Genomic DNA, 25,473 nt, shown 5'->3' with positions numbered 1-25,473 from the left:
TCCGCTCATTGAAGAGCTCGCCGCTCCGGTGGATCGGAGCGGCACATTGCACGCGGTAGCTATTTCAGTCTTTGGTCGACGAGGATCGGGTCCGGTTGAACAGCAGATAGAGGGCGTGTGGATTGGTCGTCAGATAGCGCCAGAACAATCGGCGCGGCTCGAGCCACAGCCGCCAGGCCCATTCGAGACCGACGATCTGCATCCATCGCGGCGCGCGAGGCCGCGATCCGGACAGGAAGTTGAACAATCCGCCCGACGTCTTGATGACGCCGACATTGCCGAGCTGCGACATGAATTCGTCGACGAAGGCCTGCTCGTAGGGTACGCCGAGCGCGACCCAGAGAAAGTCCGGCGCCAGGGCGTTGATCTCATCCACCTTGGCCCGGAGTGCGTCGCCGCGCAGATAGCCGTGCGAATGGCCGACGATCTTGAGAGCCGGATAGGCCCGGCGGACATTGGCGATGGCCGCTTTGTTCTCGGCCTCGTTCGCGCCGAACAGGTAGAAGGTCAGGCCGAGCTCTTCTGCCTTACGCGCGACGTCGTGAAACAAATCCGTGGTCGCAACGCGCTCGGGAAGCGGGTTCGGTGACCGCAGCTTCGACACCATGACCAGCGGCTGCCCGTCGGCATTGATCAGGTCGGCGGCACGGAACAGGCGGTCGGTCATCGGCTCGGTCGAGCAGCGCGACAATACCTCGCCATTGGCCGACGTCAGGTACAGCGGCCGATCGATGCGCCGGTTCGGATACACCGCCTCGACCATGAAGTCCGCGGTCTGCTCGCGATCGAGCACGGCGAGCCGCAGCCCGCCGATGGTTGCCCGCGGAACGCTGGCGGTCGCAGCCCTGCCGACGGGATTGGTACGACGCTCGCGCCTGCCGTTCGGCATCGACGATCCGGCTGGCACATCCGCCGAGGAAGCCGGACTCAAGGTGTCGCAAATCCGGACAGCTGGAGCAGCCATATCCGAATTGAGACGCCGAGGCCGCTCGCGATCGGTCTGCACGGGCGAAATAGCATCGGAAACGCGGGCTTTTTGGCTGTTAGTCAACATTTCGGCGGGGCTCCAGGACTTACGTGCCCCAAATTGCAATATCCGGTCCAGACCGCATGCGATATCGCGCCGCGGTCCGGGTTGAGGTGGCCGTAAAGGATTGTTAACGATTTCCGGCCGCCCGGCACGGCGACAGCATCACACTGGATCCGACAGGGCCGGCGACGTTCGAGCAGCAACACTGCGCAAAGGTCGAGGCACTGCATTAATACAAATCGTATTCTACCGGTGCCCGAGGTCATCAGCCTTTGCTATAACGGCGGAGCGCTGGCTTGACCGGCGCTTTTATAACGACGTTTGTTTGGTTTCACATGAATAAGAATGATGACGCGTTCGATGTTTGTATCGACGACGCATTCGACTTCCTGTCTGAAGAATACGCGACATTGTTTGAAGGCTCGGACGCGACCGCCTTCCAGCATCCGCTATGGCTCGACAGCCTGTATCGCAAGCTCGCTCCCGCCGCGGCAGCGAAGCCGCTGGTCGTCGTCGTCCGCCATCGCGCAAACGGCGCGCTTGCGGCCGTGCTGCCGCTGCTGCGCGTGCGCCGCGGGCCGATGCGCACGATCGAATTCGCCGACCTTCGCGTGTCCGACTATTTGTCTCCGGTCTGCGCCGCCACGACATTCGCCGACCTGCTGCAGGACCGCAAGGCCTGCGAGACGCTTCGCAAGCTGGTCCGGCCGTTCGACCTGCTGCGCATTCCCAAACTGCTCGACGCCAGGATGCCGATCGAGAATCTGCTCGGGGCGCCTCACCGCAGCCTGATGGATACCAATGCCTATGCGACGGTGCTGTCCGCGCCGTTCGAGCAATGGCAGCTCAACGCGCTGGGCAAGTCGTATGTGAAGGAACTGGCGAAGAAATGGCGCCAGATCCACAAGAAGGGAACGCTCACCTTCTCAGCCTGCACCGACGGCGCCTCGATCGGCGAAGCCATGGACGTGATGAGGAAGTTTCGCGGTCCGCGCTTCCAGGCACACGGCGACGGCGACCTGCTGCAGCGTCCGGAATATTTCGATTTCTACTCGAGCGTGGCGCTCCGCGGCATGGGCTCGTTTGCGCGGCTCTATGCCATGAAGATGGATGGCGAGGTCATCGCCACCGCGCTTGGCCTCTCCCATCGTGGCAGCCTTCTCATCGTCATGACGGCCTTCGACATCGAGGGATACAAGAGCCAGTCGATCGGCGCGCTGACGTTCGAAAGCGTTGCCAAGGACTGCATCGCGCGCGGCGACCGGGTGCTGGATTTCACCATCGGTGACGAACCCTACAAGATGCAGTTCGGAGGCCAGCCCACGCCGATGTCGGCCGTGACGCAGGCCGGCAGCGCGGCCGGATCGCTCGCCCTGTTTGCGTTGAAGCAGGCGCCCTGGATCAAGCAGGCGGCAAAGCGCGTGACCGACCTCAGGCCGATCCGCCCCTCGACCGGCACACGCTAGATCATGATGAGATGAGGTTGAGCTGGAGCGGCGTCGAAAGTTCACCTCTCCCTTGGGAGAGGCGAACCGAGGCCGCGCCAAGCCGATTCAAGCAAAACTCATTCCGCTTTAGAGCGTTTTCGAGCGAAGCCTGCCCCGCACTTGATGCGGGGTGGATACCGGTTCGCGTGAAGAAAACGCGTCAAAACAAGAATCTGGAGTCCCGTTCCGATTCAATCGGAACGGGATAGGCTCTAGAGCAGCGTGAGAAGCGCGCGCCCCGTTAGCGGAGCGCGCTGCGGACGCGCATGACCCATCCCGGATGAATCCGATCCACCTGATGCGTGATCGTGCGGCGCAGGAAGTGCAGCTTGCGCTGCATGGTCCAGCGGACATCGGTGTTGGAGGTCAAGGCCTCGCGGTAGCGTGCCAGCTGCAGCGAATGCCCGTCGGCGGCGAGCTTGTCGCGATCGGAATAGAACTGCGCAATTTTCTCGGTGCCCATGCCGTCGGTCTCGAGCCAGCGCGGCACATATTCGGTGCAGAGACGCTCGACATCCACCAGCAGGCGGCTCACGCCGGTTCCGGCCGCGGGGCAGTTGGTCTGATAGGCATCGCCGATCAGCACGACGCCCGGCTGCAAATGGCCCTCGGTCACCGACAGGTCCATGACCCAGTTGTGCACCTGGCCGACGATCTGGAAGTCGCCGAGGTAGCGCTCCAGTCCCGGCATCAGGCGGAGCAGCGTCCGTCTGGTGTCGCGGCGCAGTTCGCGCATGATCGGATCGGTCGGATCGCGGAACATGAACAGGTTCGCCCGCATGCCGCCGGACATCGGAAACAGGCTGAGATAGTCGACGCCGTCAGCGGCCTTCTTGCCGTAGCAGGTCAGCGCGTCGAAGCCGAACGGCGCGTTGTCCGGCTTTGCGATGGTGAACCCGAACGAAATCGAGTGGCGCTCGGCAAGCATCTGCCGGCGCATTCCGAGATGATGGCCAAGCGCGCCAGCCATGCCGGTCGCCAGAACGACCAGGCGCGAGACGACGCGTCTTCCGGACGCCAGCGTCAATTGCTGGCGATCTTCGCTGCAGCTGACATTGGTCACCTGATCGAGCAGGAAGCCCGACGTATCCGGCCTCAGGCCGCGAGCCATGTTGACGAGATTGGCATAGGAAACCCCGTAGGACCTGCCGACGCCGATATCGACCAGTCTGCCGTCTCTGATGTTGAGCACCCGGTCATAGGGCGCGGCGACGGCCTCGAGGTCGTCGATGAAACCGAGGCGCCGGAAGATATCGATCTGCCGCCCGGCGATCTTTTCGACCCGGAATTCATCCGGCGGGATCGAGCGCTTGTCGATCAGGACGACCCGATACCCGGCACGCGAGAGCACGGCCCGCGCAAGCGAGCCCGCCAGACCGGCGCCAACAATGGCAACGTCCGCTTCGATCGTCTCAGCCTCGCTGGTTGCGATCGGCTGGGTCATGCTTTCCTCGGCAATCATCTTTGTCCGCTCCGACGGCTAATTGGCCACGGGATTGCAATTTCCTTGCCTGCCCCTGCGGCCTTGCGGAACGAATACGACGAGTTCCAATATTGAGGTTAACGGCGGCATCCGGACCGGGATCAGCCCGTTCCCGGCATATGACTTGCAACCAATGCCATGAAACCGATGTTTTGGAGGCTCCGCAGCAGGCCGGTGGGGCAACAACCCGACTATGGTGCGTCGACGGGTGCCGCCGACGCGCTAACGCGGCTTCAACGGCGCGGCCCGTGCTGTCGAACCGAGCGCCGGAGCAAGATCCGGGCTGCGCCGTTTGGAGACAGCGAAGACGGCAGCGTTCCAGAATGGAGCAGCGCGACATATTGGCCGTGGCGCCCGGAGGCGGCCAAAAGGAACGGAATCTTAGCAAGAGAACATTAACACTCATGACCTCACCGATTGCTAGGGTCAGCAGCCTGACGGGATATTGAGACGTCTCTTGTGATTGCCTCTGTTCTTCAAATGCTACGGCGCGATGTGACGCGCGGCGTTGCCGGGACCATCCTGCTCAAGGTTGGCAGCGGCGGACTCGCGTTCGCCCTGTTCTCGCTGGCGGCGCGGACGATGACGCCCGACGCGTTCGGCGACTTCGCGACCTGGCTTTCCGTCGCCCAGATCGCCGCGGTCGTTGGCCTGGTCGGCCAGGAGCTGCTGTTGGTTCGCTTCCTCAATGAGTATGAGGTGCGCGGCCAGGCCGAGTTCACCAAGGGTGTGCTGCTGTCGAGCCTGAAATACTCCGCGATCGGGATGCTGATCTCGATCGCCGCGATCGCGGCGGTAGCCGTCGTTCGTGGCGAATGGTGGTTGATGATCCTGTCGGTCTCGGCCTTTGCGGCCGTCAACGCCGGACTGATGCTCGGCAGCCAGATCGCGCGATCCCTGGTCAGCATCCTGATGGGTGAAGGCAACCGCGAATTCTTCTGGCGGGTCGCCATCGTCCTGTTCCTGATCGCGATGCTGTTCGGCCACCGCCAGCTCACGCCCGCCGAGCTGTTCACTGCAATGTCGGCCGCGATGGCCCTGGGGCTGGTCGTGCAGATCGTGTCGATCGTGCGCGTGCTGCCGAACCTGCGTGCGGTCACGGCGCGCTTCGAGACGAAGCGCTGGAATCGCAGCGCGTTTCGCTTCTGGCTGGCATCGATTCTCGAAGCGGCAAACCAGTATTTCGACGTCATCCTGGTCTACTGGATGCTGGATCCGGCCACCGCGGGCGTCTATTTCGCCGCCTCGCGTCTGGCGAACATCTTCGCCATGCTTTCCGCTGCGCTCTATACGTTCGGCGCGCGCCGGCTGCCGTCGCTGTATTTCAGCAAGAATCACCGCGAGCTCGAACATACGCTGAAGCTGATGGCCGAGGTCACCGCGCTCTGCGTGCTCAGCGGGCTCGTCATCGTCTGGGTCGGAGCGCCCTATTTGCTCGGCCTGTTCGGACCGCATTTCGCCGCGCAGCAGTGGGTATTGATCGTGCTCGCGATCGGAACGGCCTTCCAGGCCGCCGGCGGGCCGTCGGCCGCTGTCCTGCAGTTGACTGGGCATGAGCGCGATTACGTTCCCGTGGTCGCCGCCAACGTGGCGTTGCGGCTGGTCGGATTTGTCGTGCTGATCCCCTGGCTCGGCGTGCTCGGGGCGGCGATCTCGGCGACGGTCTCCCTGGTGCTCGCCACTATCGCGCTCAACGTGCTGTGCCGCAGGCGGACCGGCGTCGATCCGTCAATTCTGGTGCTGTCGCATCTCGCGTCGTCGAAGGGCAGAGCCTACGCGGTGCGCGTAGCTGACGGCAACGACTAGACCGAGCGTAACCCACCACTTCCGGGCGTGTTACGCTTTCGGCTGACGCAGCCTACGTTGGGCAATCCCGTCATCCTGAGGTGCGCGCACTTGCGCGCCTCGAAGGATGCGCGGCCCCACTGCTGCGGCACGGCTTCAAAGGCCGTCAGCTCGCCAATCCAAGAGCCTTGCCGTGAGCCCCGCTAACGGTGGTATCGACCGCCATGCGATTGACGACGAGCGCAATCGGGACCGAACCAAACCTCGCCAGATCGGTCCGCGTCTTGCCGATCGCAGCCGCATTGTCGGATCCATCGCGAACCACCACGATCACGAGGTCGGCATGGGCAGCCAGCGCGAGCGCGGCCGGCAGCGTGGCAAGCGACGATGCGTCGACGATGATCAGGCCGAAATCGGCGCGAATGTCGTCCGGCGGATAGGGCGGTGCCTTGCTGCTGGCGCCCAGCAGTTCGACGACCGACGGCAGATCGGCCTTGATGATCCCCGAGCCTTGCGGCGGCGCGACTTCGGCGCGCTTCGATTCCATCTCGATCAGGACGCTGAGCATCCCGTTCTTCACGGCTGACCGGTTGAGCGAACGTGCGACGGTGCTGCCGCCCGCACCGACCTCGACCGACAGCAGCAGCGCCACCTTGCCGTGCTCGCCCGGAAGCTGCTCGATGTTCTCGATCAGCAGCTGAAGATGCGGGCTGAGATCGGGCTCGGCCGTCGCCGAAATCGGGGTCTGCCAGACGCTCCTGACCGCATCCGGCGACACCATGTTGGGAATGCGGGCCAGCACCGGCAATCCCGGCGGTATTGCAGATTGCGGCGCGGCGGAGGCCGCGGCCGGTGCGGCTGCCGCTGGCGCTGGCGCTGTGGGCGCCTCGGCCCGGCGAAGCGGCGGAATGCTCTTGATCGGGAGCTGCGTCAGATTCAGCCCGGGAACGGCGACGATCGCCGTCGACGTCATCAGCGAGACGATCGCGAGCACGACGAGCAGCAGTGGTAGTGGCGGAAGCGTCGAGCGGATCGGCGGCGTCGCCGGAGATGCGACCTTGGTCTGCGAGCTCTGCAGCAGGCGCTGCTCGTCGGTGGTCTTGTAGCGCGAGAGGAACTGCTCGTAGATGTTCTTGTTGGCGTCGGCGTCGCGCTGCAACTCCTGGAGCTTGACGAGCGCCTGTCCGTCGACCAGGATTTGCGACTCGACCGCCTTCAATTGGTCTTCAAGCGCCTTCTGCTGGTCGCGCTGCGCCTCGTATTCCGACTTCGCGGTGTCGATGTTCTTCTTGCGCTCGATGTCGATCTGCCGGTTGAGATCGCTCAACTGGCTGAGTGCCATCACGAGGTCGGGATGGCGATCCCCGAGCACCCCGCGCTTCTGCGCAATCTGGTCGTTGAGCGCGGAGCGCTGGGCGCGCAGCGCGCTCAGCAGGTCCTGCTTGACCGGTCCGTCGACATTGGCCTTCAGATCGCGCTGCAACTGCTCATAGCGCGCCTTCGCCTCCTCGGTGCGGGCGCGCGCCGCGGCAACCTGCTGCGTCAGGTCGGTGACGCGCAATTGTTGCGTGGTGGATTCCTTGCCGGCGTTGACGATCCGGTGCTCGAGCTTGAACTTGGCGACGGCATCTTCCGACGACCGCAGCCGGTCGTTCAATGTCTTGAGCCGGCTCTTCAGCCAGTCGGCCGCTTCATCGGTCGCCACCGTCCGCGTTCCGCGCTGGCTGGCCACGAACGCCTCGGCCACCGCATTGGCGTAATAGGCTGCCCGCTGCGGATTGTTTGAGGTGAACGTGATGCCGATAACATAGGTTAATCCGCGCCGGGAAATGTCGAGCCGTTTGCGAAACCGGTCGAGCAGGCGCGTAGGATCGGTCGTGCCACCGGACACGTCGCTGTCCTCGGCGACCTTGAGCTGATCGACCAGCGGCCCGAGAAATCCATCGGATTTGGCGATCTCGACATAGCTCTGCAGCGCTACGGCATCTTGCCCGATCCCGGGCAGGACGTCCTGATCGGTGGTGACGCGCTGCTCGCGCGGATCGACGACGACGAGCGCCGTCGCGGCATAGCGCGCCGGGATCAACATCAACAGGATGACACCGACAGCGAAGATGACTGCGGCGAGCATCAGGATGCGTTGACCTTTCTCGCGGAAAAAGGCCAACACGCCAGGAATGCTAAGCACGCCCTTAGTGGTTTCCGCCGAGGATCGGCCGGTCGGCACGCCGGCTGTTTCCCACGACGCTGCGGGTTCCGTGACTTCGGAACGTCTCGGGCCTAAGCGGCTACCGAACTTCATGGGTTCTGACTCGAATTCAACTGACAGTACTGCTCCAACGTAAATATCTATGGTTAATCGCCGGTTACCCCCTCTCCGCGCTGCCGTAACCAATTAGTTAACGAGCCGGCTGTACCCTACTGTGCGATAATAGCTCTCGATTTCCGACACATGTCTGATTGCTAAATGAGCAGTAACCTCAACACGCGCTACTCGGTGCACGAGCACGCTTCGCGTGATAGTTACGCGCGCAAAAATGAAGGAGACGAATCCGCTCCTTCGACGGGTGAGGAATCCGTGCTCCAATACACGCCAAGCACAGAATTGCGCGAGGCATCGCGCCATCGACCGAACGAGAGCAGGCGAAAGCTGCGTGTCGTCCTGGTGCAGACCCAGGCCGAGAACGCCGGCGCGCAGGAGATTTCGCGGCTGCTCGGCGCCGGCCTCACCGCGCGTGGCTATGACGTCACCAACCTGTTCTTCTTCCGCAAATCGGATTCCTTCGACGAGCCGCCCAATACCTTCTATTGCGCAGAGACCCGCCCAGGAAATCCGGTGGCGCTGCTGCGCATGCTGTGGGCGCTCGCCGGTTATCTCAGGACCATCAAGCCCGATGTCGTCCTGACCTTCCAGCACTTCGGCAATGTGATCGGCGGCGGCGTGTCGCGCCTCGTCAGCCGCGCGCCCGTGATCGCCAACCAGGTATCCTCGGCGCTGTCGATGAGCATGCCGGTGCGCGCCGCCGACATCGTCATGGGCTCGACCGGCTTCTTCCAGTGCATCACGCTGAACTCGCGCGACATGGAGCGGGAATACGCCCGCTATCCCGCGCCTTATCGTTCGCGCATGAAGCACGTACCGCATGGCTTCGACGACAAGTCGCACAGCCTGCCGAAGGACGTTGCACGGCAGCAGTTCAAGCTGCCGCCGGATCGCACCCTGCTCGGCTGCGCGGCAAGGCTGCACCCGCACAAGCGGCTCGATGCGGCAATTCGTCTGCTGACTGCCGATCCAGCCTGGCACCTTGCGCTCGCCGGCCAGGGCGCGGATGAAGGGCGGCTGAGAGCGCTCGCGGACGAGCTCAAGGTCTCGGACCGTCTGCACTTCATCGGCGAGATCCCGCCGCGCCGGATGGCCGATTTTCTGGCCTGCCTCGACGTCTTCGTATTTCCGACGCAGGCCGAAACCTTCGGCCTTGCCGCGGTCGAGGCGGCGAGCGCCGGCATTCCCTGCGTCGTCAACGATCTGCCCGTGCTGCGCGAGGTGCTGTCCTACCAGGGACAGCCTGCCGCGGTGTTCATTGACGCGGCGAACGAGGCCGAATTCTCGGCCGCCGTGTCACAGGTCCTGACAGATCGGGTGTTGATTGATCAGCTGCGGCAAAGCGCCGTGGGCCTGAAGTCGCGCTATTCGTTGGATGCCATGATAGAGGAATACGTCCGCATTCTCGCCGACGCCGTGGGGGCGGACGCGCACTAGGAAGTTGGGCTGGCCATGATTATCGAGTTTCGCTGCGATCGCGCGCAGCCGCGGCTCTGGATGTCCCGTGAGTCGCTGCGCATCAACGATCAGGATATTCCCGTTCAAATCGCCTGGACCACGACGCCGGAGCCACGACCCGCCGGCCTCGACATGCTGTTCGAGCTCGAGCGCATCGTCCTGCGCAAGGGCAAGGCTGGCGGCGCCGACCACTTGAAGACGATCCCGGAGCGTCCGCGCGCAGGCGACCCCGACGTGGTAGTCGACTTCACCAGCGCCGCGCGGGATCCGAACTGCTCCGCCAGGCTCTATCTCCGTCCGCGGTTCAACGGGCACGTGGGAGAAAGCGCGGTACTTTCGGCCATCCTCGCCGGCGATCTGCCGGTGATCGAAATCGTCAACGAGCTCGACGGCTCGGTGATGGACCGCGGCCATCCCTCCGCGGAAATCGCGGCCGGCCTGAGCGGAGGGCTCGACACCGTGATGGCACGCACGCTGGCGATGCTGCCGCCGATCTTGTCGGGAGCGCCGCGGCTGGTGCCACAACTGGCTGCTCCGGCGAACGGCGGCGCAGCGCGAAATCCCGCGCCCTTTGTCGTGCGTGGCGTGGCGACCTCGATCGCGAAGGAAATCTATCGCCTGTGCTGCTACGCGCCGCATTGGCATGTCGGTTGGCGCTTCGCCGGGACTACGGATATCTGGCGCACCGGTGACCTGTCGGGACCGGCCTGGAACGTGCTCGGCGATCCCGGCAACCATTTCTATGCCGATCCCTTCCCGGTGAAATGGCAGGGCCGGACCTTCGTGTTCTTCGAGGACCTCGACCACCGGACCGGCAAGGGCGTCATTTCCGCGATCGAATTCGACGGCAACGGGCCGATCGGCACGGCGATGCCGGTGCTGGAAGAGCCCTGGCATCTGTCCTACCCGTTCCTGATCGAGAATGGCGGCGAGCTCTGGATGATCCCGGAAAGCACCGCGCAGCGGGACGTTCCGATCTACAAATGCATCCGCTTTCCGGACAAATGGGAGCGGCACTCAACGCTGCTGTCCGGCCTCGAGCTTGCCGACGTGACGATCACGCAGCACAACGGCCTCCACTACATGTTCGGCGCCTGGCGCGACGGCAGCGGCGGCTATTCCGACACGCTGGCGATCTATTACGCCGGGCAATTGCTTGGCCCCTGGCGGCCGCATGCGGCCAATCCGATCCTGATGGATCGCGCGACCACGCGGCCGGCCGGCAACTTCGTGACCGTCGATGGCAGACTGTGGCGGCCGGTGCAGGACTGCACCAACGGATACGGCGCCGCGCTCGGCCTTGCGGAAGTGCTCGAACTGTCGCCGACGACGTACAGGCAGGCCGTTCGACATCTGCTCAAGCCGGGGCCGCTATGGACCGGGCGCAAGCTGCACACGCTCAACAGGTGCGGCCAGCTCGAAGTGATCGACGGCTCCCGGGTGCAGCCGAAGACCACGGCCTTGCTGGCCGGCCTTCGGTCGAGCGACCGGTCGTCGCAGTGGGATTGGCACAGCGCGCTGGCGAAGCCGATCGCGCGGCGGCCGCACTAGCACGGGATGACGCTTCTTCGAAGCATCACCCCGCTCTGTCTCTTTGCATGATCTGTTCGGAAAACCGCTACACACTTTTCCGGATCATGCTCTGGCGCGCTCGCGCGGTGTAGCAGCTCAGTTCGGCTCCGCGCTCAGCACGCCGCCGAACTGCTCCCAGGAGCTTCCGGTCCAGCGCTGCAACTGAAGCTGCGTGTAGGCCATGCTGTTGGCGGGGCCGGTATTGATCGTGATGCCGGGCATCAAGGTCGGCAGCACCAGCGCCTTGATGCTACGCGCCTGCTTCACGATGTTCTCGCGCGACAGGTCGTCGCCGCACTGCTTCAGCACCTGCTCCAGGATCTGGCCCTGCTGGGTCCCGAACAGATAGTTGTTGTCGCCGATATCGGCGCCGGGAAGATACTTCTCGAAGTGGGCGCGATACCATTTCATGCCGGCATCGTCGGCCCATTTCTTGTCGTTGGGATCCTTGGTGATGGTCGCCACGACGACGCCCACCGCCTTGTCCGCGCCGGCCGGCACGATCGTCGCCGAGACCGAGCTCGACACGTAATTGACGATGGTGAGCGGCGTCCAGCCGATCTCGCTCGCCTTCTTGATCGCCTGTGCCGCAAATTTCGGCGTGCCGGCGATCAGGAATGCCTGGGCACCCGACGCCTTCAGCGTCACCACGCGGGATTCGATCGTGGGCTCGGTGACCTCATAGGGAGATGTCACCACCTTCTTGTCGAACTCGCCCTTCAGGGTCTCCTTGAACGCGGCCACGAAGTCGCGGCCGAGATCGTCGTTCTGGTAGAGGATCGCGATCTTCGCATCGGGCGCCGTCTGCGTGATGTACTTGGCGTAGATCTTTCCTTCGGTGTTGTAGCTCGGCAGTCCCGTAGTGGTGAGCGGAAACTCGGCGAAGTTCGCGAACTTGGTCACGCCGCTGACAACGAACAAATGCGGCACCTTCTTCGCGGTCACGTATTTGATGGTTGCGCCGATGCCGGGCGTCCCGAGCGGGCTGAACAGAAACGCCACTTCGTCGCTCTCGATCAGCTTGCGGGTCTGCTCGACCGCCTTGGGCGGCGAATAGGCATCGTCATAGGTGATGAGGTTGATCTTGCGGCCGTTGATACCGCCGCGATCATTGATGGAATGGACGTAGGCGATGAGGCCCTTGCCGGTATTGCTGAGCGGAGACGCCGGGCCGCTGAACGGGAATGTCGCCCCGATCCTGATTTCCGATTCCGAGACGCCCGGCGTTTCGGCGCGGACCGGCGCGGCTGAAACGGCCGCGAGAACAGCAATGGACACAGCAAACATCTTCAACGACATGCAACTCCCCTTGGCTTTTATGAATTGACCGGCTCCGGCGACCGCCTACCAGGCTTCGCCGAACGGCCTGATCTCGACATTGAACGACCACGCGCTGCGGTCCTGATGGGCGACGTGCCAGACCTCGTCGGCGATCGCCTTCGGCTTGATGAAGAAGTCGTCCGGCCGCTCCGGCCAGCGCTTGCGCGTCCATTCCAGATCGATCACCGCATCGATCACGAGATAGGCGACGTGGACGCCTTGCGGCCCGAGGTCGCGCGCCATCGCCTCGGCCAGGATACGCTGCGCCGCCTTGGTCGGCGCGAACCCCGCGAAGCCGGCCTTGCCGCGCAACGCCGACGTGTTGCCGGTCGCAACGATGGCGCCCTTGCCGGCAGCGATCATCGCCGGGGCAAGCCGCCGCGCCAGGTACAACAGGCCCATCGTGTTGACCTGGAAGTTGCGATTGAGAATCTGAGGATCGACCTCGCGAAAGGTGCCGAACGCGCCGCCGACCGCGTTGTGGATCACAACGCCGGGGCTGCCGAGATCGCGCTCCACGGCCGAAGCCACCGCCTCGACCTGCGCGGGATCGGACACATCGCATCGGTAGGCCTTGGCACCCGGCAGCTGCTTCTCCAGCGCGGCGAGACGCTCCTCGTTCCTGGCGAGCAGCGCGACCCGATAGCCGCCTTCAGCGAACCTCCTGGCGAGCGCCGAACCGGTGCCGGGCCCAACGCCGGAGATCAGACAGACGGGTGCGGTCATGCAGTCAATCCTCCGCATTGCAGCCAATAGTTCTCGAGATCAGGCGGCCGCCTTCGCCAGCAGCTTCTCGACGTAAGGCTTGAGGTCCGGCCTGAAATGCTCGTGCTCGACCAGCCTGGCGAAGTGAGCAAACATCAGCGGATACTCGTCCCTTACCCCCGGGTGCAGGATTCTCTCCAGCCCCTGCCTGCGCAGTTGCTCGGCCCGCCCGTGCTCGTTCATGAACAGCGCGAGTTCGGCGGCCAGGCAGATGTCCGCGATCGAGATGCCGTTCCCGACCAGCGCCTCTCGTCGTGGTGCCAGCGCCTGCTCAATCCCGGAGGCATAGATCGCAAACGCGTCCTTGGCGCGGGCATGAATCGCCGCATCGACCGTACCGCCCGACAGCGCGAGCAGATAGATCTGCGTGTCCCGCGCAAACACCAGGCTGACGTCGAGGAAGCTGTCGATCCTGGACGCCTCATAGGCATCACGTCCATAGAGCGGGAACGCCGCCTCGCCGAGCCGCGCCGCTGCGCGCATGATGCTGTTCGATTCGAAGATACCGACCTCGCCGTCGGCGCCGAACGCGGCCGGCACATTGCCGAACGGCTGCGCCGCCATGAACCCGTCGGTCTTGAACAGCTGTGCGCCGGTCAGTCCGACCCGGCCGGTGCGCGCCAGCGACGACAGCGAGGCGCGTTCGTCCTCCGCGAGCGGACGGGCATCGTAGTCCCACAGCCAGTCGCGCAATTCCTTGCCGGATGCGCCCCTGACCTCGACGTCGACGCCGCAGAACCGCGCCGCGATGGTTGCCTTCCAGACCCGCGGGTTCGGCAGATAGGAGAAGATGCGCAAGGCGGCCATGATGGGCTGCTCCGTGTGCTGTTGCCTCAGGCGGCCAGCTTCAGGATCTTGACGACGTCGCCGGGCTCGCGGATCGGCTGCGGATTGGCGCGGGTGAAGATCGACAGCATCGCGTTCTTGCCGATCAGCTCGAAGCGGTCCTCAGCGACACCGACATCGGCAAGCCGCCGCGGCAGGCCGAGCTCCGCGATGAAGGCGGCGAACGCCTCGCTGGCGTCACGGCCCGGCGCGCCGAGCGCGGCGGCGATCGCCTGCTGAGCGGTTTCCGTCGCGGGACGGTTGTAGCGCAGCACGCTCGGCATCATCACCGCCGTGCAGAAGTAGTGCGGAACGTCGCAGGTGCCGCCGAGCACATGGCCGATGGCGTGGCTGGCACCCATCGGCACCCGCGACTGCAATCCGAAGGCCGACAGCCAGGAGCCCAATTGGCAACTCAGCCGCGCCGCCTCGTCGTCGGGATTGGCCTTGGTGCGCAGCAGCCCGTGATGCAGATAGCGCAGTCCCTGCTGGCACACCGCATCGACCAGCACGTTGGGGCGGCTGGAGCAGATCGCCTCGATGCCGTGATCCATCGCGCGCGTCCCTGACCCCAGCCAGAGCTTCTCCGGCGTATACTTCGTGATCGCGGGATCGAGGATGATGCTGCGCGGCATCATCATCGGGTGATTGAATATCTGCTTCAGCTTGCGGCTGGTGTCGGTGACCAGTGCGCCGGAATTGTACTCGCCGCCCGACAGCGTGCTGGGGATCGCGATCATCCGGACCTTCGGGTTGCGGAAGGGTCCGAAGCGGCGGTCCGGCGTGGTCTCGAAACCGTCGAGCCCGGCGGGCTCGAAGATCTCGTGCTCCATGCACATCAACACGATCTTCGCCGCATCGACCACCGAGCCGCCGCCGATGGCGACGACGAGGTCCGCCTTGGCTTCGCTGGCCTGCCGCGCGATCTGCGTCACGATATCCCGCGTCGTGTGCTGCGGCACGCCGTCGAAGGTCGCGACATGGCGATCGCCGAGCGCCTTGCGGATCTTCTCGATCTCGTCGGTCGTGGTGTTCAGCGTCCGGCTGGCGATCAGATAGACCCGCTTCGCGCCGAGCCGCTCGGCCTCCTCACGCAGCGCCTCGGCTGCCGGCTTGCCGTAGATCACGGATTCCATGCTGGGATAATGATGGCTGCCGACGACGCCCATGCTTTTCACTCCCTCGATGTGTCCGTGAATTACGCCGCCGGTCAGGCCGACAGCTTGGTGAAATCCGGCTGACGCCGTTCGGCGAACGCGGCAAAGGCCTCGCGCGCTTCCGGCGTCGTCAGCCGTTGCTTGAACAGCACGCCTTCCGCGGCGATCTGCGCCGCGATCCGCTGCTGCTCGCGCATCAGCTGCTTGGTCATGCCGAGCGAGCCGGCCGGCCGTTTGGTCAATGCGACCGCCGCGTCGTGCGCCTTCTTGCGCAGATCGGCCTGCGGCACCACGGCATTGGCGAGGCCCGATGCCAGCGCGCCCTGCGCGTCCATCGGCTCGCCGAGCGCGAACATCGCGTAGGCGCGCGCATGCCCGATCCTCAGGGGCAGCAGCCAGCTCGATGCGGCTTCCGGCACCAGCGCCAGATTGACGAACGGCGTAATCAGCCGCGCGTTCTCGGCGAGATAGACCAGGTCACAATGCAGCAGCATGGTGGTTCCGACGCCGACCGCGTTGCCCTGCACGGCCGCGACCAGCGGCTTGCCGACCTTGCTGATGGTCTCAATGAAGCGATGCGCGGGACTATCGACCGCGCTCTCGCCGCGCGCCTGGCTCGCGAAATCGGCCAGGTCGTTGCCCGCGGTGAAGCTGTCGCCGTCGCCCTGGAACAGGATCACGCGGACGGACGGATCCGCCTCGGCCTGCTTCAGAGCATTCGACATCGCGTCATACATCGCGGCGGTCAGGGCGTTCTTCTTCTCGGGCCGTTGCAACGTCAGCGTCATGACGCCGGCGGCGACTTCCACCTTGACATGCTCGGTCATGGCACTCTCCCGTCAGGCGACCGCGCGGGCCGCCGTGGTTGCAAACTTGCCGTCGAGGAAGCCGGTCAGCCGCTGCCGGATGATGGCTTCGGCTTCGGTCATGATGCGGTCGATCAGCTCCTTGACGGTCGGAATGTCGTTGATCAGGCCGACCACCATGCCGCAGCTCCAGGCGCCGGCATCCATCTCGCCCTCGATCATCACCTTCGGGTAGACGCCGGCGACCTGCTCGTGGATGTCCTCGATCTTCAGCCTGGCGCCCCTCTCGCGCTCGATCTCGAGCAGCTCGTCGACGCCCTTGTTCTTCAGCACCCGCTCGGTGTTGCGCAGCGCGCGCATCACGAGGCGGGTGTCGAGCTCGTCGGCATCGAGCAACGCCTGCTTCACATTGGCATGGACCGGGGCTTCCTTGGTCGCGATGAAGCGGGTGCCCATGTTCATGCCGGACGCGCCCATCGACAGCGCGGCGACGAGGCTGCGCGCATCCGCCATGCCGCCCGAGGCGACGAACGGGATCTTCAATTCGTCCGCCGCACGCGGCAGCAGGATCATGTTCGGGATATCATCCTCGCCGGGGTGGCCGCCGCACTCGAAGCCGTCGACGCTGACCGCATCGCAGCCGATCTTCTCGGCCTTCAGCGAATGCCGCACCGAGGTGCATTTGTGGATCACCTTGATGCCGGCCGCCTTCAGCGCCGGCATGTACTGCTCCGGGCTGCGGCCCGCGGTCTCCACCGCCTTGACGCCGCCCTCGCGGATAGCAGCGATGTATTCCGGATAGGGCGGCGCGGTGAAGCTCGGCAGGAAGGTGAGGTTCACGCCGATCGGCTTGTCGGTCATGTCGCGGCAACGGGCGATTTCCTTCGCCAGCAGCTCCGGCGTCCGCTGGGTCAGGCCGGTGATAATGCCGAGGCCGCCGGCGTTGGACACCGCGGCCGCCATCTCGGCGAAGCCGACATAGTGCATGCCGCCCTGGATGATCGGATGCTGGATGCCGAACAGTTCGGTGATTGCTGTCTTCACAAGTCTCTCCCGCGTTGCCGATCAGTGGACGATTTCGAATAGGCCGGCGGCGCCCATGCCGCCGCCGATGCACATGGTCACGACGCCGTATTTCGCCTTGCGCCGGCGGCCCTCGATCAGGAGGTGGCCGGTGAGCCGCGCGCCGGTCATGCCATAGGGATGGCCGATCGCGATCGAGCCGCCGTTGACGTTGAGCTTGTCCGGATCGATGCCGAGCTTGTCGCGGCAATAGATCACCTGCACCGCGTAGGCCTCGTTGAGCTCCCAGAGATCGATGTCGTCGATCTTGAGGTTATGCCGCTTCAGCAGCCGCGGGATCGCGGCGACCGGGCCGACGCCCATCTCGTCCGGCTCGACGCCGGCCGCGACAAAGCCGCGGAAGATGCCGAGCGGCTTCAAGCCCTTCTGCGCGGCGATCTTATCGCTCATGATCACGCAGGCCGAGGCGCCGTCCGAGAGCTGGCTGGCATTGCCGGCGCTGATGGTCTTGCCCTCGAACACCGGCTTGATCTTGGCGAGGCCGTCCGCCGTGGTGTCCGGACGTGGACCTTCGTCCTTGGCCAGCGTCACCTGCTGGAAGCTGACTTCCTTGGTGTCCTTGTTGACCACGGCCATCTTGGTCGTGATCGGAATGATCTCGTCGTTGAAGCGGCCGCCCTGCAACGCGGCGCCGACGCGGCGCTGGCACTCTAGACTGTACTCGTCCTGCTTGTCGCGGCCGATGCCGTAGCGCTCGGCGACGACCTCCGCCGTCTCCAGCATCGACATGTACATCTCGGGCTTCATCGCCATCAGCTCGTCGTCGACGGCATGAAATCTGTTCATGTGCTCGTTCTGCACCAGGCTGATCGACTCGATGCCGCCGCCGATCGCGATCTCGACGCCATCTGATATCACCGAGCGCGCGGCGACCGCGATCGCCTGCAGGCCGGAGGCGCATTGCCGGTCGATGGTGGTGCCGGCAACCGTGACCGGAAGCCCGGCGCGGATCGCGCCCTTGCGCGCGACGTTCATCACCATGGTGCCCTGCTGCATGGCGCAGCCCATCACCACGTCCTCGACCTCGCCCGGCGCGATGCCGGCGCGCTTGACGGCTTCGGCCATCACATGGCCGGCCAGGGTCGGGCCGTCGGTGTTGTTGAGCGCGCCGCGATAGGCCTTGCCGACGCCGGTGCGCGCGGTGGAAACGATGACTGCATCCTGTGACATGCTTTGCCTCTCTGGCTTAGGCGGCCGCGTCGAGCTGCGCGTAGCGCAGCACGTGGTAGGCGGGATCGCCGAACTGGATGTTGATGGAGGAAATCCGCTTGAAGTAGTGGCCGACATTGAGCTCGTCGGTCATGCCCATGCCGCCGTGCAGCTGCACCGCCTGGTCGGCCACGAACTTGCCGGCATAGCCGATCTTGGACTTGGCGCCCGAGGCCAGCCGGGAGACGCCGGCCTCGTCGTCGCTGAGACTGAGGCTGAGATGCTGCATCAGGGACAGCGCCTCCTGATGCGCGATGAACATGTCGACCATCCGGTGCTGCAGCACCTGGAAGCTGCCGATCGTGACGCCGAACTGCTTGCGCGTCTTGGAGTAGTCGAGCGTCGCGTCGTTCAACTCGCCGATCGCGCCGACCGCCTCGGCGCAGAGCGCGCCGATCGCCCGGTTGCGGCAGGCCTCCAGCGCAGCGACGCCCTCCCCTTCCCTGCCGAGCAGCTCTCCGCGCACGCCGCGTAGGCTAATCTCGGCCGCCCGGCGGCCGTCGATGGTCCTGAAGCTCTGCAGATCGAGATTGGCGGCGCGGCGATCGACCACGAACAGGCTGACGCCGCCGCGATCGTGGCGATGGCCTGAGGTGCGCGCGGAGACGATCAGATAATCCGCCCACGGCGCGGCCATCACGGCCGTCTTCTCGCCGGTGAGGACGTAGCCGTCACCGTCGCGGCGCGCCGTGGTGGTAACGGTAGCAAGATCGAACCGCGAGCCCTTCTCGGTCCAGGCCAGCGCCCACAGCTTCGATCCCGCGATGATGTCGGCAATGAAGGCTTGCTTTTGCGCGCCGGAACCCACCTGCTCGATCAGGCCACCGGCAACGACAACAGTCTCGACGAACGGCTCGACCACGAGATGGCGGCCGAACTCCTGCATGATGATCATGGTCGACAGCGGACCGCCGCCGAGCCCGCCGGCGGCCTCCGAGAACGGCGCGGCGAGCAGGCCAAGCTCGGCGAACTCAGCCCAATGCTTGCGGCTAGGTCCCTCCTCGCTCGCGACGATCTTGCGGCGGGCGTCAAAATCATACTGGTCGCGCAGCAGCCGCTGGACGCTGGACCGCAACAATTCCTGCTCTTCCGTGAACTGGATATCCATCCGATCCTCGTTGCTTGTGGCTAGAGACCAAGCACCGCCTTGGCGATGATGTTGCGCTGGATCTCGTTCGATCCCCCGTAGATCGAGAGCTTGCGCGAATTGAGATATTTCTCCGACGCCGTGTGGCCGTAGTCCGGGCCCGGCATGAAGTGATTGGCGCTGACCGGATGTTCGCGGATCGCAAGGCCGTAATTGCCGATCGCCCGATGCGTCAGCTCGGTGATATCCTGGAAGATCTCGGTGCCGCGGATCTTGAACAGCGAGGCCGCTGGCCCCGGGTCGATGCCGCGCGCCATCTGGGCGACGACGCGCAGCTCGGTCGCCTCCAGCGCCAGCACGTCGAGCTCGACGCGGGCGATATCCCTGATGAATTCCAGATGCGCCGGATCGTCCTCGGGAATCTCGGCCCTGACGATCTTCTTCAGCCGCTCGATGTAGCGCGTCGAGCGGCCGATGCCGGCCATGCTGGTGCGCTCATTGCCGAGCAGGAATTTGGCGTAGGTCCAGCCCTTGTTCTCCTCACCGATCAAGTTCTCGGCGGGCACGCGGACGTTCTCCAGGAAGACGTCGTTGACCTCGTGCGAGCCGTCGATGGTGATGATCGGGCGCACCGTCACGCCCGGCGACTTCATGTCGATCAGCAGGAACGAGATGCCGGATTGCGGCTTGGCCGTGGGATCGGTACGGACCAGGCAGAAGATCCAGTCGGCGTGCTGCGCCAGCGTGGTCCAGGTCTTGTGCCCGTTGACGAGGTAGTGGTCGCCGTCGCGCACCGCCTTGGTGCGGACGGTGGCGAGATCGGAGCCGGAGCCCGGCTCCGAATAACCCTGGCACCACCAATCCTCGCCGGACAGGATGCGCGGCAAGAACTTCTTCTTCTGCGCATCGTTGCCGAACGTGTAGATGACGGGACCGACCATGGTGACGCTGAATGCCAGCGGCGGCATCGTGCCGGCGCGCGTCGTCTCCTGCTCGAAGATGAAGCGGCGGGTTATCGACCAGCCGGGCCCGCCATATTCCTTGGGCCAGAGTGGCGCGATCCAGCCCTTGTTGTGCAGGATCCGATGCCACAGCAGCATCTGCTCCTTGGAGAGATCGGTCTCCGGATTGGGGACGCGCATCTCCGCCGGATAGTTGTCCTTGATGAAGGCGCGGACTTCGTCGCGAAACGCCGCGTCTTCAGGGGATAGCGCGAGCTCCATCTGTGATGCTCCCTACCACTTCTCGCCGAAGGGGCGGATTTCCAGCTCGAAGGTCCAGGCGCTCTTCGGCTGCTGGTAGAGCTGCCAGTAGGACGTCGCGACCGAAGCGGGCGGCATCAGCAGGTCGGGATTGTCGAGCGCGTTCGGACCGAGCGCCTCGATGCGGCGCTGCCGCACCCATTCGGTATCGACGCCGGAATCGATGATCAGATGCGCGACATGGATGTTCTTCGGACCGAGTTCACGCGCCATCGCCTGCGCCACGGCGCGGAGGCCGAACTTGGCGCTGGCAAAGGCGGCATAGCCGCTGCCGCCGCGCAGCGATGCGGTCGCGCCGGTGAAGAAGATGTTGCCCTCGCCGCGCGCCGTCATCAGCCGCGCCGCCTCGCGCCCCGCGAGGAAGCCGGAGTAGCAGGCCATCTCCCAGACCTTGCGGAACACGCGCTCGGTAGTCTCCAGGATCGGGAAATTGACGTTGGCGCCGATGTTGAAGATGCAGACCTCGAGCGGCGCGTGCTTGTCGGCGTCGTTGAGGAAGGAGATGATCTCCTCCTCCTTGCGCGCGTCGAGCGAACGGGCGTGGATTTCGCCGCCGGCCGCCTCGATCTCCTTGACCAACGGCGCGAGCTTGTCGCCGTTGCGCCGGCCGGCGAAGACGGTGAAGCCCTCGGAGGCGAACTTCTTGGCGATCTCGCCGCCGATGAAATCACCGGCACCAATGACGGCCACCGTCTTGTTTCTCTTCTGCATGGTGTACTCCGGTCGTGTTTGAGTGAACTGGCTTGCGGTGACGGCGCAGCCTCAGCTGCGCAGCGACTCCGCCAGCTTGTGCTTCAGCAGCTTGCCCGTCGATGTCGCGGGCAGCGCGTCCATCAGGATAATCTCGGACGGGCGCTTGTACGAGGTGAGTTGCGGAGCAATATGAGCCATCAGGTCCTGCACGGTGGCGGTCGAACCCTTGATCAGCTGCACGAAGGCGACGACCTCCTCATTGCCTTCGACCGGCCGACCGACCACGGCGCACTGCACAACTGCATCATGCGTACTCAGCACCGCCTCGATCTCGGCCGGATACACGTTGAATCCCGAGCGGATGATCATCTCCTTGGTGCGCCCGACGATGTAGAGGACGTCATCCTCGAAGCGGGCCAGATCGCCGGTGTTGAACCAGCCGTCGGGGTCGATCGCCTTGGCGGTCAGATCGGGCGCGCGGTAATAGCCGCGCATCACGTTGGGGCCGCGCACATGCAGCTCGCCGACTTCGCCGGGTGCAACCGGCTTGAGGTCGCGGCTGACCAGTTTTGCCTCGAGGCCCGGCATCACGCTGCCGACCGCGTGGTCGGCCCGCGGGTTGTCGGGCCGCACGCCGGAGATGCCGGGCGAGCATTCGGTGATGCCATAGCCGTTGAGCAGCGGCAGGCCGAGTTCCTGCTCGACCCGGGATTTGAGTTCGAGATCGAGCGGCGCACCGGCCACCGAGATCACCCGCAACCGGCCGCGATCGAGCTTCGGCAGGCCGGCGTTGCGGCGGTATTCGAGCAGCCGCTGATAGGTGGCGGGCACGCCGTTCAGGATCGTGATGCCCTCTTCGGCCATCGCCTTGATCAACGCGGCCGGATCGTACTTCGCGACCAGGCGCACGGTGGCGCCGACCATCAAGGTCATCGTCAGCAGCGAGATGCCGACGATATGCGAGATCGGAAGCACGCAATACTGCACGTCGTCGGCCGCCATCTTGCGGAAGCCCGCGGTGCCCCGGGCGCTGAACAGGAGATTGCGATGGGTCAGCATCACGCCCTTCGGCGTGCCCGTGGTGCCGGAGGTGTAGATGAGGACCGCCACCTGGTTGGCGCCATCGGCCGCGACCGGCTCGGCCACGGTCGCCAGATTAAGGCCCGTGACGGCGACGCCACGGAGCGGCCCGACATCCTGCACGGCAGCCTCATAACGCCCAGCATGGGTGGCTGCTTCCTGCGACACGTCAGCGGTCAGCAACACGCGGCGGGCGCCGCTGTGATCCCTGATCTGATCCAGCTCCCGCGGCGACAGCCGCGGATTGACCACGATCGACCAGACATCGAGCCGGCTCGCCGCCAGCAGCAGGCAGGCCAGCGGAATCGAATTCTCGCTCACGATCATCATGCGGTCGCCGGCGCGGATGCCCAGCGCCTGCAACGCCTCGGCGACGCGGCCGACCGTTCGATCGAGCTCGCGATAGGTCAGCTGTCCGTTGTCGTCGATCAGCGCCGGATGATCCGGCGTCGCCACGACGTGATGGTCGATCACCTCGTGGATGCGGTTCGGCAAGCCTTCCACACTTCCTTCGATAATTCGGATCGGCGCCTGCACTGAAACCTCCCTGTCGCTACCCTTCGGGCTTGTTGTGTTGAGGTCTTCCGCTCAGGCGGTCTTGCGCTGCCCGGCAGCCAGCTGCGCGACGATCTCTTCCTCGACCTCGCGCACCTTGTCCTTGCCGAAGAAGATCTCGTTGCCGACATAGAAGGTCGGCGAGCCGAACGAGCCGCGCGCGACCGCGTCGCTGGTGTTGTCGATCAGCTTCTTCTTGACGTCATCCTGCTGGGCGCGGGCGATCAGACGGTCGATGTCGAGACCCGAGGACAGGAACGCCTCGCGGAACACCTGCGGGTCGTCCATCTTCTTCGGCTCGACCCACATGTGGTTGTAGGCCGCCCGGAAATAGGGCTCGAACACGCCTTCGAACTGTGCGGCCACCGCGCCGCGCATCAGCGCCAGCGTGTTGACCGGAAAGAACGGGTTCATGGTGAACTTCGTGATGTTGTGGCGGCGCAGGAAGCGCTCGGTCTCGAGCGCGTTGTATTCGGGCTTGTTCTTGATCCCGCGCAGCGACTCGCCGGGCGACATGTTGCCGGTCGCCTTGTAGACGCCGCCGAGCAGCACCGGGACATAGTCGAACTTCACTCCGGTGCGCTTCTCGATCCCGGGCAGCGCGAGCTCGGCGAGATAGGCGTTGGGACTTCCGAAATCGAAGTGGAATTCGACCTTGAGTGGAGCAGCCATGGAATGCCCTTCCCTTCGATTGGCGGCAATCGCCTGTCGCCGCCGGTTCATCGTCGACGAACCATAAGTTCTATTTTAGAACTGTCAATATGATATTTATCATCTAATGGCCGAACGACGGCCAATGCGTAGGCATCCTATTGAAATAACGTCAGTTCTGTTTTAGAATTTTAGTGCGATGCCGTCGAAGACCGCAGGAGACGCTGATGAAATGGGATGCCCTCGAGGAGGAGCCGTGCTCGCTGGCACGCACAGTGGCCGTGATCGGCGACCGCTGGAGCCTGTTGATCCTGCGCGAATGTTTCCTGCGCATCCGCAGGTTCGATGATTTCCAGGCATCGCTTGGAATCACCCGCCATCTGCTCGCCGATCGGCTGAAGAAGCTGGTGCGCTTCGGCGTGCTGCGCAAGATCCCCTATCAGGAGGCGCCGAAGCGCTACGAATACATCCTGACGCAGAAGGGTCTCGACCTCTATCCGATCATCATGTCGATCGTGCACTGGGGCAACATCCACATGGTCGATGCGCGCGGCCGGCCGTTGCTGCACGAACACAAGACCTGCGGGAAGATGTTCGACCCTGTCATGGTCTGCTCGGAATGCGGCGAGCCGCTGAGCGCGAAGCACGTCCATGTGCATCCGGGCCCCGGCGCCCGGAAATCGTCGCCGGTGCACGCCAGCGCGCGGGAGCGCGCCAAGCGCGCCGCTGAATCGACCTAGATACCCGGACCTATTTGATCAGCGTCGCGCCGGTTTCCGGATGCTGCAGCCAGCCGAGCAATGCCTCGTGGAAGCGGGCCGGCGCCTGGATCTGCGGCGAATGGCCGAGATCGGGGAATTCGATCAGCTGGATATGCGGAATTCGCCTGGCGGCTTCCTTGCCCAGCACCGGATAATTGCCGAGCGTCTTGCGGATCTCCGGCGGCGCGGTGTCCTTGGCGATCGCGGTGGTGTCCTTGTCGCCGACGAACAGCGAGGTCGGCGGCTTGATCTGCTCGAATTCGTAGAACACCGGCTGGGTCGCGATCATGTCGTAGAGCCGCGCCGAGCTCGACGCCACGGCGGCGCGGCCCTCTCCGCGATACATGCCGGCCAGCATCTGCACCCAGGTCTCGTAGGACGGATCCCAGGTGTCGGCATAGTAAGTCGCGCGCTCATAGGCGCGGATGCTGTCGGCGGTGACGCGGGTCTCGCGCTGCATCCAGCCGTCGAGGCTGAGCCACGGCACGCCCTTGGCCTTCCAGTCCTCGAGCCCGATCGGATCGACCAGCACCAGGCGGTCGGTGGCCTCCGGATACATCAGCGCGTAGCGCATCGCCAGCATCCCGCCGGTGGAGTGGCCGACCATGATCGAATGTTCGATCCCGAGTGAAGCCAGCAGCGCGCGGCTGTTGCCGGCGAGCTGCTGGAAGGTGAACTGATAGCGCTCCGGCTTGCTGGATTTGCAGAACCCGATTTGATCCAGCGCGATGACGCGATAGCCGGCGCCGCTGAGCGCCTTGATGGTGCCGTCCCAGGTCGCGGCACAGAAATTCTTGCCGTGCAGCAGCACCGCGGTCTGCCCGTTCGGCGTCGCCGGCCTGACGTCGAGATAGGCCATGTCGAGCTCCTGCCCCTGCGAGCTGAAGCGGTAGTGCTCGACCGGATAGGGATAGTCGAAACCCTGCAATTCCGGCCCGTAGGCCGGCTCGGCGGCCGATTGCGCCGATGCGTTGGACGAACCGAGCGCGACGGTTGCAGCGACGGCGAGAAACAGGGCTTTCAGGTGCATCTTGGCAAATCCAGAACTCGAGGACGACTTGGTGATGCCGTAGCCGAACGA

At 64.6% G+C, this 25,473-nt stretch carries 21 protein-coding genes; 5 read left to right on the top strand and 16 right to left on the bottom strand.

Annotation, left to right across the window (positions count from 1 at the left end; genetic code table 11):
- Positions 1 to 64: 64 nt before the first annotated feature.
- Positions 65 to 889 (bottom strand): WecB/TagA/CpsF family glycosyltransferase, encoded by an 825-nt coding sequence (locus tag XH92_RS10885; RefSeq protein ID WP_194459204.1) that lies wholly within the window; start codon positions 887 to 889, stop codon positions 65 to 67.
- A 476-nt stretch (positions 890 to 1,365) separates the two neighbouring features.
- On the opposite strand from XH92_RS10885, the gene XH92_RS10880 reads away from it, so the two are divergent.
- A complete protein-coding gene (locus XH92_RS10880) occupies positions 1,366 to 2,496 on the top strand; it encodes a GNAT family N-acetyltransferase (RefSeq protein ID WP_194459203.1) in 1,131 nt (376 codons plus the stop codon).
- Positions 2,497 to 2,758: 262 nt separating this feature from the next.
- Here the strand turns inward: XH92_RS10880 and XH92_RS10875 are convergent, their stop codons facing one another.
- The gene (locus XH92_RS10875) at positions 2,759 to 3,979 is read right to left on the bottom strand and encodes an FAD-dependent monooxygenase (protein WP_194459202.1); all 1,221 of its coding nucleotides are present in this window, start codon (positions 3,977 to 3,979) and stop codon (positions 2,759 to 2,761) included.
- Between the two features lie 501 nt (positions 3,980 to 4,480).
- Between XH92_RS10875 and XH92_RS10870 the strand changes: the two genes are divergently transcribed.
- A complete protein-coding gene (locus XH92_RS10870; RefSeq protein ID WP_371817988.1) occupies positions 4,481 to 5,806 on the top strand; it encodes a lipopolysaccharide biosynthesis protein in 1,326 nt (441 codons plus the stop codon).
- Positions 5,807 to 5,951: 145 nt separating this feature from the next.
- Here the strand turns inward: XH92_RS10870 and XH92_RS10865 are convergent, their stop codons facing one another.
- On the bottom strand, positions 5,952 to 8,087 hold the full coding sequence (locus XH92_RS10865; protein ID WP_371817987.1) for a GumC family protein: 2,136 nt from the start codon (positions 8,085 to 8,087) through the stop codon (positions 5,952 to 5,954).
- A 276-nt stretch (positions 8,088 to 8,363) separates the two neighbouring features.
- Between XH92_RS10865 and XH92_RS10860 the strand changes: the two genes are divergently transcribed.
- Both XH92_RS10860 and XH92_RS10855 read left to right on the top strand, forming a co-directional pair.
- Complete coding sequence (locus tag XH92_RS10860; RefSeq protein WP_194459199.1) at positions 8,364 to 9,545, top strand: glycosyltransferase family 4 protein; 1,182 nt, start codon at positions 8,364 to 8,366, stop codon at positions 9,543 to 9,545.
- Between the two features lie 15 nt (positions 9,546 to 9,560).
- The gene (locus XH92_RS10855) at positions 9,561 to 11,117 is read left to right on the top strand and encodes a hypothetical protein (protein ID WP_194459198.1); all 1,557 of its coding nucleotides are present in this window, start codon (positions 9,561 to 9,563) and stop codon (positions 11,115 to 11,117) included.
- Positions 11,118 to 11,234: 117 nt separating this feature from the next.
- Here XH92_RS10855 and XH92_RS10850 read toward each other — a convergent pair whose 3' ends face one another.
- From XH92_RS10850 to XH92_RS10795, 12 genes are read right to left on the bottom strand one after another with little or no spacing between them, the layout of a single operon-like run.
- Positions 11,235 to 12,437: an ABC transporter substrate-binding protein gene (locus tag XH92_RS10850; protein WP_194459197.1), complete on the bottom strand. Its 1,203-nt coding sequence runs from the start codon at positions 12,435 to 12,437 to the stop codon at positions 11,235 to 11,237.
- Between the two features lie 45 nt (positions 12,438 to 12,482).
- On the bottom strand, positions 12,483 to 13,184 hold the full coding sequence (locus XH92_RS10845) for an SDR family NAD(P)-dependent oxidoreductase (RefSeq protein ID WP_194459196.1): 702 nt from the start codon (positions 13,182 to 13,184) through the stop codon (positions 12,483 to 12,485).
- A gap of 39 nt (positions 13,185 to 13,223) precedes the next feature.
- A complete protein-coding gene (locus XH92_RS10840) occupies positions 13,224 to 14,030 on the bottom strand; it encodes a glutathione S-transferase (RefSeq protein ID WP_194459195.1) in 807 nt (268 codons plus the stop codon).
- 26 nt (positions 14,031 to 14,056) lie between these two features.
- A complete protein-coding gene (locus XH92_RS10835) occupies positions 14,057 to 15,217 on the bottom strand; it encodes an iron-containing alcohol dehydrogenase (RefSeq protein WP_194459194.1) in 1,161 nt (386 codons plus the stop codon).
- 41 nt (positions 15,218 to 15,258) lie between these two features.
- Positions 15,259 to 16,032 (bottom strand): enoyl-CoA hydratase-related protein, encoded by a 774-nt coding sequence (locus XH92_RS10830; RefSeq protein WP_194459193.1) that lies wholly within the window; start codon positions 16,030 to 16,032, stop codon positions 15,259 to 15,261.
- Positions 16,033 to 16,044: 12 nt separating this feature from the next.
- Positions 16,045 to 17,055 (bottom strand): nitronate monooxygenase family protein, encoded by a 1,011-nt coding sequence (locus XH92_RS10825; protein ID WP_194459192.1) that lies wholly within the window; start codon positions 17,053 to 17,055, stop codon positions 16,045 to 16,047.
- Positions 17,056 to 17,076: 21 nt separating this feature from the next.
- Positions 17,077 to 18,264, bottom strand: coding sequence for an acetyl-CoA C-acyltransferase (locus XH92_RS10820; protein ID WP_194459191.1), 1,188 nt, complete (start codon positions 18,262 to 18,264; stop codon positions 17,077 to 17,079).
- 16 nt (positions 18,265 to 18,280) lie between these two features.
- Complete coding sequence (locus XH92_RS10815) at positions 18,281 to 19,411, bottom strand: acyl-CoA dehydrogenase family protein (protein WP_194459190.1); 1,131 nt, start codon at positions 19,409 to 19,411, stop codon at positions 18,281 to 18,283.
- 20 nt (positions 19,412 to 19,431) lie between these two features.
- Positions 19,432 to 20,613, bottom strand: coding sequence for an acyl-CoA dehydrogenase family protein (locus XH92_RS10810; RefSeq protein WP_194459189.1), 1,182 nt, complete (start codon positions 20,611 to 20,613; stop codon positions 19,432 to 19,434).
- A gap of 12 nt (positions 20,614 to 20,625) precedes the next feature.
- Complete coding sequence (locus XH92_RS10805; protein WP_092116714.1) at positions 20,626 to 21,363, bottom strand: SDR family oxidoreductase; 738 nt, start codon at positions 21,361 to 21,363, stop codon at positions 20,626 to 20,628.
- Positions 21,364 to 21,414: 51 nt separating this feature from the next.
- On the bottom strand, positions 21,415 to 22,962 hold the full coding sequence (locus XH92_RS10800; protein WP_246788366.1) for a class I adenylate-forming enzyme family protein: 1,548 nt from the start codon (positions 22,960 to 22,962) through the stop codon (positions 21,415 to 21,417).
- 51 nt (positions 22,963 to 23,013) lie between these two features.
- Positions 23,014 to 23,652 carry a 2-hydroxychromene-2-carboxylate isomerase gene (locus tag XH92_RS10795; protein ID WP_194459188.1) on the bottom strand — a complete coding sequence of 213 codons (639 nt, stop codon included), beginning with the start codon at positions 23,650 to 23,652 and terminating at the stop codon, positions 23,014 to 23,016.
- 206 nt (positions 23,653 to 23,858) lie between these two features.
- On the opposite strand from XH92_RS10795, the gene XH92_RS10790 reads away from it, so the two are divergent.
- Complete coding sequence (locus XH92_RS10790; RefSeq protein ID WP_194459187.1) at positions 23,859 to 24,371, top strand: helix-turn-helix domain-containing protein; 513 nt, start codon at positions 23,859 to 23,861, stop codon at positions 24,369 to 24,371.
- 10 nt (positions 24,372 to 24,381) lie between these two features.
- On the opposite strand, the gene XH92_RS10785 is transcribed toward XH92_RS10790, so the two are convergent.
- A complete protein-coding gene (locus XH92_RS10785) occupies positions 24,382 to 25,422 on the bottom strand; it encodes an alpha/beta fold hydrolase (protein WP_194459186.1) in 1,041 nt (346 codons plus the stop codon).
- Positions 25,423 to 25,473 lie beyond the last annotated feature (51 nt).

This window comes from Bradyrhizobium sp. CCBAU 53421, assembly GCF_015291625.1.
Lineage (GTDB): Bacteria > Pseudomonadota > Alphaproteobacteria > Rhizobiales > Xanthobacteraceae > Bradyrhizobium.
This window is presented reverse-complemented; position numbering and strand designations above follow the sequence as displayed.